13 protein-coding genes and 1 pseudogene are annotated in these 11,893 nt (G+C 67.5%); 6 read left to right on the top strand and 8 right to left on the bottom strand.

Annotated elements, in window-relative coordinates:
• Positions 1-2: 2 nt before the first annotated feature.
• A complete protein-coding gene (rimO, locus tag LK996_RS10605; RefSeq protein WP_230527145.1) occupies positions 3-1,352 on the bottom strand; it encodes a 30S ribosomal protein S12 methylthiotransferase RimO in 1,350 nt (449 codons plus the stop codon).
• A 137-nt stretch (positions 1,353-1,489) separates the two neighbouring features.
• Between rimO and LK996_RS10610 the strand changes: the two genes are divergently transcribed.
• From LK996_RS10610 to LK996_RS10620, 3 genes are read left to right on the top strand one after another with little or no spacing between them, the layout of a single operon-like run.
• A complete protein-coding gene (locus LK996_RS10610; RefSeq protein ID WP_230527146.1) occupies positions 1,490-2,158 on the top strand; it encodes a dienelactone hydrolase family protein in 669 nt (222 codons plus the stop codon).
• Positions 2,155-2,586: an HIT domain-containing protein gene (locus tag LK996_RS10615; protein WP_230527147.1), complete on the top strand. Its 432-nt coding sequence runs from the start codon at positions 2,155-2,157 to the stop codon at positions 2,584-2,586. Before LK996_RS10610 ends, LK996_RS10615 begins: the two co-directional genes overlap by 4 nt.
• Positions 2,587-2,609: 23 nt before the next feature.
• The gene (locus LK996_RS10620; protein ID WP_230527148.1) at positions 2,610-2,909 is read left to right on the top strand and encodes a hypothetical protein; all 300 of its coding nucleotides are present in this window, start codon (positions 2,610-2,612) and stop codon (positions 2,907-2,909) included.
• 167 nt (positions 2,910-3,076) lie between these two features.
• On the opposite strand, the gene dcd is transcribed toward LK996_RS10620, so the two are convergent.
• Both dcd and apbC read right to left on the bottom strand, forming a co-directional pair.
• A complete protein-coding gene (gene dcd, locus LK996_RS10625; protein WP_230527149.1) occupies positions 3,077-3,646 on the bottom strand; it encodes a dCTP deaminase in 570 nt (189 codons plus the stop codon).
• A gap of 166 nt (positions 3,647-3,812) precedes the next feature.
• The gene (gene apbC, locus LK996_RS10630) at positions 3,813-4,883 is read right to left on the bottom strand and encodes an iron-sulfur cluster carrier protein ApbC (protein ID WP_230527150.1); all 1,071 of its coding nucleotides are present in this window, start codon (positions 4,881-4,883) and stop codon (positions 3,813-3,815) included.
• 138 nt (positions 4,884-5,021) lie between these two features.
• On the opposite strand from apbC, the gene LK996_RS10635 reads away from it, so the two are divergent.
• The 3 genes from LK996_RS10635 to rnfB all read left to right on the top strand — a co-directional run bounded on the left by LK996_RS10635 (position 5,022) and on the right by rnfB (position 8,079).
• Entirely contained in the window at positions 5,022-5,465 is a 444-nt protein-coding gene (locus LK996_RS10635) for a DUF2147 domain-containing protein (protein WP_230527151.1), read from the top strand.
• Between the two features lie 142 nt (positions 5,466-5,607).
• Positions 5,608-7,644, top strand: coding sequence for a methionine--tRNA ligase (gene metG / locus LK996_RS10640; protein WP_230527152.1), 2,037 nt, complete (start codon positions 5,608-5,610; stop codon positions 7,642-7,644).
• 9 nt (positions 7,645-7,653) lie between these two features.
• Positions 7,654-8,079 (top strand): Rnf electron transport complex subunit RnfB, encoded by a 426-nt coding sequence (gene rnfB, locus LK996_RS10645; protein WP_230527153.1) that lies wholly within the window; start codon positions 7,654-7,656, stop codon positions 8,077-8,079.
• Here rnfB and LK996_RS10650 read toward each other — a convergent pair.
• The 5 genes and pseudogenes from LK996_RS10650 to LK996_RS16770 all read right to left on the bottom strand — a co-directional run.
• The gene (locus LK996_RS10650) at positions 8,076-8,933 is read right to left on the bottom strand and encodes a DUF2071 domain-containing protein (RefSeq protein ID WP_230527154.1); all 858 of its coding nucleotides are present in this window, start codon (positions 8,931-8,933) and stop codon (positions 8,076-8,078) included. The genes rnfB and LK996_RS10650 overlap by 4 nt on opposite strands.
• Positions 8,934-9,317 (bottom strand): VOC family protein, encoded by a 384-nt coding sequence (locus LK996_RS10655; RefSeq protein WP_230527155.1) that lies wholly within the window; start codon positions 9,315-9,317, stop codon positions 8,934-8,936. It lies immediately after the preceding gene.
• A 38-nt stretch (positions 9,318-9,355) separates the two neighbouring features.
• Positions 9,356-10,330 carry a TraB/GumN family protein gene (locus LK996_RS10660; RefSeq protein ID WP_230527156.1) on the bottom strand — a complete coding sequence of 325 codons (975 nt, stop codon included), beginning with the start codon at positions 10,328-10,330 and terminating at the stop codon, positions 9,356-9,358.
• 14 nt (positions 10,331-10,344) lie between these two features.
• Positions 10,345-11,292 (bottom strand): DUF1684 domain-containing protein, encoded by a 948-nt coding sequence (locus LK996_RS10665; protein WP_230527157.1) that lies wholly within the window; start codon positions 11,290-11,292, stop codon positions 10,345-10,347.
• A 2-nt stretch (positions 11,293-11,294) separates the two neighbouring features.
• Positions 11,295-11,888 (bottom strand): annotated as a pseudogene (locus LK996_RS16770) (DNA mismatch repair MutL family protein); the annotation flags it as partial.
• Positions 11,889-11,893 lie beyond the last annotated feature (5 nt).

Raw genomic sequence — 11,893 nt, forward strand, 5'->3', positions numbered from 1 at the left:
CGTCAGTAGACCACTTCCCCATACAGATCGTGCTCGTCGCTGCCAAGAATCTCGACATCCACGAACTCGCCGGGCTTCAGCCCCGCCTCGCGCCCATCCTGGATCTGCACCAGGCCATCGATCTCCGGCGCGTCGAAACGCGAACGCGCGATCGCGAGCTCGCCATCGATCGCATCGACCAGGCACTTCTGCACGGTGCCGACCTTCGCTTCCAGGCGCGCGGCGGAAATCGTCGCCTGCCGTTCCATGAAGCGCGCCAGGCGCTCCTGCTTCACTGCTTCCGGCACCGGATCGGGCAACGCATTCGCCGTCGCGCCGTCGACGGGCGAGTACGCGAACGCGCCGACGCGGTCGAGCTGCGCTTCGTCGAGGAAGTCGAGCAGCGTTTCGAATTCTTCTTCCGTCTCGCCGGGGAAGCCGACGATGAAGGTCGAACGGATCGCCAGTTCCGGCGCGATTTCGCGCCAGCGCTGCACGCGCTCGAGGGTCTTCTCCACCGCACCCGGACGCTTCATGAGCTTGAGGATGCGCGGGCTCGCGTGCTGGAACGGGATGTCGAGGTACGGCAGCAACTTGCCGTCGGCCATCAGCGGAATGATGTCGTCGACGTGCGGATACGGGTACACGTAATGCAGGCGCGTCCATAGGCCGAGTTCCGACAGGCCTTCGCACAGCGCCTTCATGCGCGTCTGGTACTGCTTGTTGCGCCAGGTGCGCTCGGCGTACTTCACGTCGACGCCGTAGGCCGACGTGTCCTGCGAGATGACGAGCAACTCGCGCACGCCGCCCATCGCGAGCTTTTCGGCTTCGCGCAGCACGTCGTCGACCGGGCGCGACACGAGGTCGCCGCGCATCGACGGGATGATGCAGAAGCTGCAACGGTGATTGCAGCCTTCTGAGATCTTGAGGTACGCGTAATGCTTCGGCGTCAGTTTGAGGCCGTAATCCGGCACGAGGTCGAGGAACGGATCGTGCGACGGCGGGCGCACCGCGTGCACCGCTTCCATCACCGACTGGTAGTCCTGCGGACCGCTGATCGACAGCACGTCCGGGTGCGCTTCGCGGATCTGCTCGGGCTTCTTGCCGAGACACCCGGTGACGATCACCTTGCCGTTCTCCGCCATCGCTTCGCCGATCGCGTCGAGCGATTCGGTCACCGCCGAGTCGATGAAGCCGCACGTGTTCACCACGACGACGTCGGCGTCGTCGTACGACTGCACGATGTCGTAACCCTCGACCTTGAGCTGGGTGAGGATGCGTTCGGAGTCGACGAGCGCCTTCGGGCACCCGAGGCTGACGAACCCGACCTTGCCTCCCTGGCTGGCGGACTTGGGCTTGGTGGCGGTGGACATGGAGCTGCGGACCGAGGACGTGCGGAAGGCCGCGGATTATAGGTGCTGAAGCGTGCGCTACGGCCGCTTCGCACGACCGCCGCACCGGCCGCCGAGGAGTAGGATTCAGGAACCCGCCGCGCCAGGAGGCCCCCGCCATGCAGGGATGGACCGAGATCGAGACCCCGCACGGGCCGGTGCGCGCGTGGCGCGCGGAACCGCCGGGGCCGTCGAAGGGCGCGGTGCTGGTGATCCAGGAGATCTTCGGCGTGAACGCGCACATCCGCAGCGTCGCCGAACGCCTGGCCGACGCGGGGTTCGTCGCGCTCGCGCCCTCGCTGTTCGATCCGGTCGAGCACGGCGTCGAACTCGGCTATGACGATGCGGGCATCCAGCGCGCGCGAGCGCTGGTGAGCGCATTGGGCACCGACCGTGCGATGGATATCCTCAACGCCGCCGCCGAGAAGCTGCAGATGGAAGGCCTGCGCGTGGGCGCGGTCGGCTTCTGCTGGGGCGGCAGCCTCGCCTTCCTGTGCGCGACGCGGCTCTCGTTGCCTGCGGTCGGTTATTACGGCGCGCGCTCGATGCCCTTCATCGACGAATCGGCGAACGCGGGGCTCATGTTCCACTTCGGCGCCGACGATCCGAGCATTCCGCAGGCCGACATCGAAACGCATCGCGAGAAGCAGCCGCAGGCGCGCGTGTTCGTGTACGAAGGCGCGGGCCACGCGTTCAACCGCGACGTCGATCCGAAGGTCTACAACGAAGCCGCAGCGACCCTCGCCTGGCAGCGCACGACCGAATTCCTCGAAGACCAATTGCGATGAACGCGCAAGCGCAGCAGCAACCCTGGCACCTGCATCCGCAACTCGCCGACGACACGCATCCGGTTGCGTCGTGGCCGTTGTGCGATGTGCGCCTGATGGACGATGCCAACCATCCGTGGCTGATCCTCGTGCCGCGCGTGGCCGAAGCGGTGGAAGTCACCGACCTCGATGAGGGGCAGCAACGTGCGCTGATGCAGGAAATCGATCGCGCGGGCCGCGCGTTGCAGGTGTTCCGCCCGCACAAGCTCAACGTCGCCGCGCTCGGCAACCTGGTGCCGCAACTGCACGTGCACGTGATCGCGCGCTACCAGGAGGACATCGCGTGGCCGCGCCCGGTGTGGGGGATGGCCGCGGCGCAACCCTATGCGCCCGAAGCGCTGATCGAGCGGATTCAGCTGTTGCGCGACACAATTGGCGAACGTTCCTAGCCCAACGTTCCCGGAGTCCATCGATGCGCAAGCTGTTCCTGGCCGCTGCCCTGGCAGTCGCCGCCGTGTCCGCCCTGCCCGCGCAGGCCGGCCTGTTCGACAAGAATCCCGAATCCGCCGCGCAGGAAGCGGTGAAGAACAACCTGCTCGCGACCACGATCTGGGTCGACGCGAGCTGGGGCTTCCGCAACCAGGGCGCGGCGAACTCGCTGAGCAAGGCGCACCAGGCATTCGCCGTGCGCGGCTACAAAGTGGTCAGCGTCGAGCCGTATATCGAAAACGGCGATTTGCAGGGCTTCTTCGTGACGTACCAGAAGCCCTGAGGGAAACGGGAAACGAGAAGCGGGAAACGGGAGGGACAGGTCGACGGGACATCGTTTTCGACGAGTCGAAGGTCGATCTTCGACGCATCGACAGCGAATTGACGGCGAACGCCTCCCTCCCGTTTCCCGCTCTTCGTTTCCCGCTCTTCGTTTCCCGTTTCCCCGCACTACGTGCGCGGCAGCGTCACGCCCGTCTGGCCCTGGTACTTGCCGCCGCGATCCTTGTACGAGGTCTCGCACACTTCGTCGGACTGGAAGAACAGCATCTGCGCGACGCCTTCGTTCGCGTAGATGCGCGCCGGCAGCGGCGTGGTGTTGCTGAACTCGAGCGTCACGTGGCCTTCCCATTCCGGCTCGAGCGGCGTGACGTTGACGATGATGCCGCAGCGCGCGTACGTGCTCTTGCCCAGGCACACGACGAGCGTGTCGCGCGGGATGCGGAAGAATTCGACGGTGCGCGCGAGCGCGAAGGAATTCGGCGGGATGATGCAGACGTCGGATTCGATGTCGACGAAGCTGCCGGAGTCGAAGTGCTTCGGGTCGACGATCGTCGAGTTGATGTTGGTGAACACCTTGAACTCGCGCGAGCAGCGCACGTCGTAGCCGTACGACGACGTGCCGTAGCTGACGATGCGGTGGCCGTCGGCCGCGTGCTTCACCTGGCCCGGTTCGAACGGCTCGATCATGCCGTGCTGTTCGGCCATGCGGCGGATCCAGCGGTCGCTCTTGATGCTCATCGGATGGGGCGTCGCCTGCGGGGATTGAAGAGTCGGGATTGTGGGGGAAGAAGCGGGAAACGGGAAACACGGGAAACGGGAGGTTATGGCCCCTTCGGCCGACGGGCTTGCGAGCCGAAGCGCCGGTCGAACTCCCGTTTCCCGAGTTTCCCGTTTCCCTGTCGCGCTAGAGCAGCTGCGCCCCCAAACTCACCCGCGCCTTCGGCCGGCGGGCCAGTTCCGCGGCCATGCGGCGCGCGGTCGCGCGGTAGGCAACGGCGACCGCCGACTCCGGGGCCGAGACCACGAACGGCGTGCCGGCATCGCCCTGTTCGCGGATGCCGATGTCCAGCGGCAGCGAGCCGAGCAGCGGCACGTGGTATTGCGCGGCGATGCGTTCGCCGCCGCCGTGGCCGAACAGGTGTTCGACGTGCCCGCAGTTGCTGCACACGTGCACGGCCATGTTCTCGACCAGGCCCAGCACGGGCACGTTGACCTTTTCGAACATGCGCAGCGCCTTGCGCGCATCGAGCGTGGCCACGTCCTGCGGCGTCGTCACCACCACGGCGCCGGCGACGGGGATCTTCTGTGCGAGCGTGAGCTGGATGTCGCCGGTGCCCGGCGGCAGGTCGACGATCAGGTAATCGAGTTGTCCGTCGCTGCCCCACAGCGTCTGTTCGAGCAACTGCGTGAGCGCGGAGGTCGCCATCGGGCCGCGCCAGATCATCGGCGTGTCCTGCTCGACCATCAGGCCGATCGACATCGCGTCGATGCCGTGCGCGCGCATCGGTTCGATCGCCTTGCCGTCGGGGCTGTCGGGCCGGCCCGCGAGGCCGAGCATGGTCGGGATGCTCGGGCCGTAGACGTCGGCGTCGAGCACGCCCACGCGCGCGCCCTCGCCCGCCAATGCGAGCGCGAGGTTCACCGCGGTGGTCGACTTGCCGACGCCGCCCTTGCCCGAGCCCACCGCGATGACGTTGCGGATGCGCGGCAGCGGCACGAGTTCGCCCTGCGGCGCATGCGCGTCGATGCGGTGCTGCAGCTCCAGGCTCGCCAGTTGCAGGCCTTCGTCGGCGACCGCCTGCACGACCTGCGCCTGCAGCGCGTCGCGCCAACTCGCCGCCGGATACCCCAGCGTGATCGCGACCGCGGCATGGCCGTCGGCCGCTGCGGCGCGGATTCGTGCGCCGGTTTCGGCGAGCGAGAGGCCCGCCGCGGGGTCGCGGAGGGCGGCGATGCGGGATTCGAGCGGCGTCATGTCGTCAACTACATGTCGGACAGGTAAAGGAAGCGCGATATTGTAGTCGCGCTGCGCATTCCGTACGCCGCCGGATGCGGTATAAGAGCGGCGTTCGTCCCGCGAACGAGGACGACCACAGATCCCTGGGAGGGGACCATGCGCACCAATTTCTTCGCCACCCTGCTGGCGTTGCCGCTGCTCGCCGCCGTGTTCGCGGCCTCGGCCCAGTCGCCGGATCCGGTCATCGGCAAGTGGAAGACCTTCGACGACGAGACCGGCAAGGCGATGTCGATCACCGAGGTCTACCGCACCAAGAACGGCGGGATCGCCGCCAAGGTCGTCGAGACGCTGAACACCCCGAACGCCACCTGCGACAAGTGCGACGGCAAGGACAAGGGCAAGCCGATCCAGGGCATGCTCGTGTTCTGGGACGTGAAGCAGGACGAAGGCACGTGGGGCGGCGGCAAGGGCTTCAAGCCCTCGACCGGCGACAGCTTCAAGGTCAAGAGCGTCAAGGCCAGCGCCGACGGCAAGCACCTCGAGATCACCGGCTGCAAGCTGATGTTCTGCCGCACGGGCAAGTGGGAACGCGTCGAGTAAAGCGCGAAGAGCAAGAACAGGGGTCAGAGCACATTTTCCGGCAACGCCGGGAAACATGCTCCGACCCCACGCGAAAGCCCGGCGAAAGCCGGGCTTTTTCGTGGCCGTGCCATAATCGCCGGCCCCTTCGAACGCACGCGCCATGCCACGTCACGTCGCCGTTTCCTGCGCCCTGCCCTACGCCAACGGTCCCCTGCACCTCGGCCACCTGGTGGGCTACGTCCAGGGTGACATCTGGGTGCGCGCGCGGCGCATGGCCGGCGACGCCGTGCGCTTCGTCTGCGCCGACGACACCCACGGCACGCCGATCATGCTCGCCGCCGAAAAGGCGGGCATGACGCCGGAGACCTACATCGCGGGCATTCAGGCGCAGCACGAACGCGACTTCGCCGACTTCCACGTCGCCTTCGACCACTACGACTCGACGAACTCGCAGGCCAACCGCGCGCTCACCGAAGCGATCTACGCGCGCCTTGACGCGACGGGCCACATCGCGCGCCGCTCGGTCGCGCAGTTCTACGATCCGGCGAAGGGCATGTTCCTTCCCGACCGCTACATCAAGGGCATCTGCCCGAATTGCGGAACGCCCGACCAGTACGGCGACAACTGCGAGAACTGCGGCGCGACCTACGCGCCGACCGACCTCAAGGAACCGCGCTCGGTACTCAGCGGCGCCACGCCCGAGGTGCGCGACTCCGAGCATTTCTTCTTCGAAGTCGGCACCTTCAGCGACTTCCTGCGCCAGTGGCTCGCCGGCGACGTCGCGATCCCGGGCGTGAAGGCCAAGCTGCTCGAATGGCTCGACGCCGAAGGCGGCCTGCGCGCGTGGGACATCTCGCGCGACTCGCCCTACTTCGGCTTCGAGATCCCGGGCCACCCGGGCAAGTATTTCTACGTCTGGCTCGACGCGCCGATCGGTTACCTCTCCGCGTTGCAGGTGTTGTGCGAACGCGACGGCGACAACTTCATGCGCTACCTCGCGCACGACAGCGAAGCCGAGCTGCACCACTTCATCGGCAAGGACATCGTGAACTTCCACGGCCTGTTCTGGCCGGCGGTGCTGCACGGCGCGGGTTTCCGCGCGCCGACGAAGCTGCACGTCAACGGGTACCTCACCGTCGACGGCGCGAAGATGTCGAAGTCGCGCGGCACGTTCGTCATGGCGCGCACGTACCTCGACTCGGGCCTGGATCCCGAAGCGCTGCGCTACTACTTCGCCGCGAAATCCGGCGGCGGCGTCGACGACCTCGACCTCAACCTGCACGACTTCGTCGCGCGCGTGAACAGCGATCTCGTCGGCAAGTTCGTGAACCTCGCGAGCCGCTGCGCGGGCTTCATCGACAAGCGCTTCGGCGGCCAGCTCGCCGATGCGTTGCCGGAGCCGGCGATGTACGCGCGCTTCGTCGACGCGATCCCGCACATACGCGATGCCTACGAAGCGAACCAGCCCGCCAGCGTGCTGCGCCAGGTGATGGCGCTCGCCGACGAGGCCAATCGTTACATCGACGAAACCAAGCCGTGGGTGCTCGCCAAGCAGGAAGGCAGCGATGCGCAGCTGCAGGCCGCGTGCACGCAGGGCATCAATCTCTTCCGCGTGCTCGTCACGATGCTCAAGCCGGTGCTGCCGCTGCTCGCGCAGCGCGCCGAAGGTTTCCTGCGCGCGCCCGTGTCGCGCTGGGAAGACGTCGCGCAGCCGCTGCTCGCGCACCGCATCGACGCCTACGTGCCGTTGTTCACCCGCATCGATCCGAAACAAATCGACCAGATGACCGAAGCCAGCAAGGACACCCTCGCCCCCGCCGCGCAGCCCGTCGCCGCGCAGCCCGTCGCCGCACAGCCCGTCGCCGCCGCGACGATCGGCATCGACGACTTCGCGAAGCTCGACCTGCGCGTCGCGAAAGTGCTCGCGTGCGAATTCGTCGAAGGCTCCGACAAGCTGCTGCGCTTCGAACTCGACGCGGGCGAACTCGGCAAGCGCCAGATCTTCTCGGGCATCCGTGCGTCCTACGGCGACCCTGCGTCGCTGGTCGGTCGCAATGTCGTGTTCATCGCCAACCTCGCGCCGCGCAAGATGCGCTTCGGCACGAGCGAAGGGATGATCCTCTCGGCCGGCGTCGACGGCGGTGCGCTGCACCTGCTCGACGCGCAGGACGCACCCGCGGGTGCGCCCGTCAAGTAAGCGACGCACGTGAGTCGCGCGGCCGACATCGGCATCGACCTCGTCGAACGCCTCGACCGCGTGCTGCCGCAGACGCAGTGCGGCCAATGCGGATTCGCGGGTTGCCGTCCCTACGCCGAAGCGATGGCGCGCGGCGAGGCCGGCATCGATCGTTGTCCGCCCGGCGGCGATGCCGGCGCACGCGCGCTGGCGAAGATCCTCGACGTCGCGCCGCAACCCTTCGACCGCACCCGCGGCGAACACAAGCCGCCGATCGTCGCGCTCGTCATCGAGGAAGACTGCATCGGCTGCACCAAGTGCATCCAGGCCTGCCCCGTCGATGCGATCGTCGGCGGCAGCAAGCGCATGCACACCGTCATCGAACCGCTGTGCACCGGCTGCGAGCTGTGCGTGCCCGCGTGCCCGGTGGATTGCATCGTGATGGTCGGCGCCTAAGTCCCGCCTGGCTGGAGCACGCGCTCCCACAGCACGCGAAAGTGCACCCACGGCACGCCGAATGCGAACGGCGCCGACGTCGCGCCGAGCGACTGGAGCCACTCGCCTGGCGCGAACTCGACGACGCGCAAGGGTTGCACCTGGGCCAGGTCGATCGGCAGATCGATGCCCGCGATCGCATTGCGTTGCAGGCCGGGCACCGCAGCAATCGCGGCGTCCTGCAGGCTCAGCGCGGCGATGGCCTGCTCCCACGTGTCGAACCACGCCTGGTACGCCGCCGGCAAGCCACGTTCGTCGCTGCGTGCGACGACGCTCGACAACGACGGCGCACTTCCCGCGCCGCCCTCGATGCGCGTCACGATGCGATCGCGTTCGACGTCGTGCCTGAAACGCTCGGCGACATGCGAGGGCAACGCATCACTGAAACACCGCGTCCCGACCGCATACGCCGTGCTGTCGAACACGTTGGCGAGGAACAGCACGGTCGGCTGCGCGGGCGCGACCCCGTCGATCGTTTCGACATACAGCCGCCAATTGCTCTGCAGCGGCGACGGGCAGATACCGCGCCACTGCCCGAGGAAGGCGGGACCGAAATGCTTGTGCGCGTAGGTCAGCACCGTCAGGATCGCGTGGCCACCGCGTTCGGCGATGCGCACGCCGTCGGGCACGAGCGGCCGCACGCGTTCGAGAAGCACGACCCAATTGAGATACACCACGTCGTGCACGTCGCTTTCCTGGCGTAGGAACGGAAGGCGGGCGAAGACCGCGCGTCGCAACCTCGCGAGCGCGCGCTGGTTCGCGAGCCAATCGAACAACCGCGCGACCGGGCCCCACCCGGGATGACGGAATCGCATTCAGCCCCTTTTGCGGTCGATGGCCCGGGCGATCTGCTCGCCGAACGTCAGCCAGAAGCCGTTGTTGTCGCGAATGATGAACTCGCGCATGCCGTAGAAGGTGTCGTGCGGGCCTTCGAACAGGACCACGCCCGGCGGCAACTTCGCGAACAGCGCGTCGACGCCTTCGACTTCGAGGTACAGGTCCGCGTCGCGCCGCGGCGCATCGCTCGCGCGGCCGCCGCAGTTGAACATCACCCGCGCGTCGTCGCCGTACGCGAGCATCGCCCACGTCATCTCGCCGTCGTCGTCCGCGGTGTCGACCACGGTAAAGGCGATGCCCGTGTACCACGCGACACTGGCGCGGATATCGGGGACATTGAGCATCGGCATCAGCGTGGCCACGGTCGCTCCGGAAATGGTGCTCTGACCCCTGTTTTGCTCTACGGCTTGCAGGCCGAGCAGATGCGCTCGACCTTGTAGCCCTTCGCCTTCAGCTTTTCGGTCACGCCGTCCTTGCCGAGCAGGTGCAGCGTGCCGACGACGACCAGCGTGTCGTCGGTGCCGGGCGCGTCGAGGCGCGAGGCGATCTTCGGCACCCACGCGTCGTTGCGTTCGACGTTGATGCGCTTGTAGAGCGCGGGGTATTCGGCCAGGAAGTCGGCGCCCATGTTCGACCAGAGCAGCTTCGCGTCGCCGCGACGCCACATGTCGTGCAGCTTGCGCAGGCCCGCGCGGCCGCCGTCGTCGGGGTCCAGCGATTCGGCGAGCATCTGCAGTTGTTCCTCGCGGCTCATGCCGTCGAGCATCTCCAGTTGCTGCGCGCCGGTTTCCATGCCGGCCGTGCGCTTGCCGTCGTCCTTCGCGCGCTTGCCGAAGTGGTTGTCGAGGCCGAGTTCCGATTCGAAGCCCGCCCCCTGCGCTTCGACGATCGTGATCGCGAGGCCCACGAACCACGGGTCGAGCATCTGCAGCATCTTGGGCGACATGCCGTTGGTGGCGAGCGCCGACGCATTCTTGTCGGTCCATGCGGACAACTGCCGCGCGAGGTCCGGCGTGAGGTCGTCGCTGAGCGTCGTGCCGTCGGTGCGCAACGCGGCCATCGCCATCTGCGCGCTGAGCTCCTTCGACATGATCTCTTCGGGCGGCATTTCGAACACCACTTCTTCCGCATCCGCGTACGCGGCGTCGACATCCTTCGACAGCGGATAGTCGTCGGCGCGCAGCATGTGGAAGGAGCCGAGCAGGTACACGCTGTTGTCCTTGTCGGACACCTTCCACAACAGCGGCACGGGCGTGGTCTTCGCGGCGGGCTGCGCGGATTTCGCGGATTTCGCGGAGTCGGCAGCGAACGAACTCGCGCCGATCAGCGGCAGCAGGACAGCGAACGTGGCGGCAGCGAGCCAGGTGCGGCGCATGAAGCGATCCTCGATCAGTGTTTGGCGACGTAGACGCGCTCGCCCGCTTCGACCGCGAGGTCGAGTCGGTTCGCGGTCGGCGGCAACGGACAGGTGGCGAACGCGGTGAACGCGCACGGCGGGTTTTCGCCGCGATTGAAATCGATGACGACCTTGCCGTCGGCGCCGGGGCGCGCGATGTCGAGGTAACGGCCGGCGGGATAACTGCCGTGGCCGCTGGTGCGATCGGCGTAGACGAGGAACAGCGTCGGTTCGCCCTGGTCGAGCACTTCCAGGCGATGCGTCTTGCCGTCGCGCGTGAACTCCACGGCGCCGGGGTTCGATACCTGTTCGACCATGTTGACGATGTTGACGATCGGCAACGTCGTGCCCGCCGGATGCGGCACGTAACGCGCGTCGACCTTCCATTCCGGGCCGCCGGCCCAGTAGTCGATGCCCTTGAACCGGGCGCGCGCATCGGCGTCGGCGTGCTTGACGCGCAACGCGACGCGATCGCCGCGCTTGATGATCGTCGCCACGCCCTTGCCGTCGTCGAAGCCGAGCTTGTCCGGGCCGCCGTCGTCGGCATCGGTCTTCAGCACGGTTGCACCGGTGAGCGGTGCACCGTCGAGGGTGAGCGCGACGCCCGATGCGGGCACGAAGCGCACCTTGCCCGCCTTGTCGAGATCGAACATGCCCAGTTGCGCGGGGCCCTTCCCGATCACGAACCCGTTCCCCGGCGCGCTGCCCGCGTAATGCGCGCCGCGGTCGATCCAATGCAGGCCGATCACGCTCGTCCAGCCTTCCGGCGCGGTGAGTTTGGCGGCGCGCGCATCGCGCCAAGGTTTTTCCTGCGCGGCGAACGCGCGTGCGCGCGCTTCGGCGGCGCGACGCGCGGCGGCTTCCTCGTCTTCGCGATTGCATGCACCCAACGCGAGCGTACCCGCGATCGCCAACAGTGCAACGGCGCCCAGCTTCCCCATGCTCAACGTCCTCGCAGGAACCATTTGTCGATGTCGCCCAGCGCGAAGCGCGTCCACGTCGGCCGACCGTGGTTGCATTGGCCGGAGCGTTCGGTCGCTTCCATCTCGCGCAGCAACGCGTTCATTTCGGCGAGGGTGAGCCGCCGGTTGGCGCGCACCGCGCCGTGGCAGGCCATCGTCGCGAGCAGTTCGTCGCGCGCGGCGCCGATGCGGCGCGTTTCGCCGTGTTCGCGCAGGTCGGCGAGCACGTCGCGCAGCAGCGCTTCGACGTCGCCGTCGGCGAGCAGCGCGGGCACGCTGCGCAGGATCAGCGCACCGGGGCCGCCACGCGTGAGTTCGAAACCGAGCGCCGCGAGCGTCGTCGTTTCGCGCTCGGCGACGTCGGCTTCGCGCTCGGACACCGCGACCGTCATCGGCACCAGCAGTGGCTGCGTGCGCAGGCCTGCGCCGTCGTGCGCGTGCTTGAGTTTCTCGTAGCCGATGCGTTCGTGCGCGGCGTGCATGTCGACGACGACCAGGCCCTCCGCGTTCTCGGCGAGGATGTAGATGCCGTGCAACTGCGCGATCGCGAAGCCGAGCGGCGGCGCGGCGTCGTCGCGCG

Source organism: Noviluteimonas lactosilytica (assembly GCF_020866925.1).
Classification (GTDB): Bacteria; Pseudomonadota; Gammaproteobacteria; order Xanthomonadales; family Xanthomonadaceae; genus Noviluteimonas; species Noviluteimonas lactosilytica.

Excerpts from the sequence above, each read along its gene's own strand:
- LK996_RS10610 (WP_230527146.1), top strand. The coding sequence starts at position 1,490 with ATGCAGGGATGGACCGAGATCGAGACCCCGCACGGGCCGGTGCGCGCG.
- LK996_RS10660 (WP_230527156.1), bottom strand. The coding sequence starts at position 10,330 with ATGCGCCGCACCTGGCTCGCTGCCGCCACGTTCGCTGTCCTGCTGCCG.
- rimO (WP_230527145.1), bottom strand. The coding sequence starts at position 1,352 with ATGTCCACCGCCACCAAGCCCAAGTCCGCCAGCCAGGGAGGCAAGGTC.
- LK996_RS10650 (WP_230527154.1), bottom strand. The coding sequence starts at position 8,933 with ATGCGATTCCGTCATCCCGGGTGGGGCCCGGTCGCGCGGTTGTTCGAT.
- LK996_RS10635 (WP_230527151.1), top strand. The coding sequence starts at position 5,022 with ATGCGCACCAATTTCTTCGCCACCCTGCTGGCGTTGCCGCTGCTCGCC.
- dcd (WP_230527149.1), bottom strand. The coding sequence starts at position 3,646 with ATGAGCATCAAGAGCGACCGCTGGATCCGCCGCATGGCCGAACAGCAC.
- LK996_RS10620 (WP_230527148.1), top strand. The coding sequence starts at position 2,610 with ATGCGCAAGCTGTTCCTGGCCGCTGCCCTGGCAGTCGCCGCCGTGTCC.
- LK996_RS10665 (WP_230527157.1), bottom strand. The coding sequence starts at position 11,292 with ATGGGGAAGCTGGGCGCCGTTGCACTGTTGGCGATCGCGGGTACGCTC.
- apbC (WP_230527150.1), bottom strand. The coding sequence starts at position 4,883 with ATGACGCCGCTCGAATCCCGCATCGCCGCCCTCCGCGACCCCGCGGCG.
- LK996_RS10615 (WP_230527147.1), top strand. The coding sequence starts at position 2,155 with ATGAACGCGCAAGCGCAGCAGCAACCCTGGCACCTGCATCCGCAACTC.
- metG (WP_230527152.1), top strand. The coding sequence starts at position 5,608 with ATGCCACGTCACGTCGCCGTTTCCTGCGCCCTGCCCTACGCCAACGGT.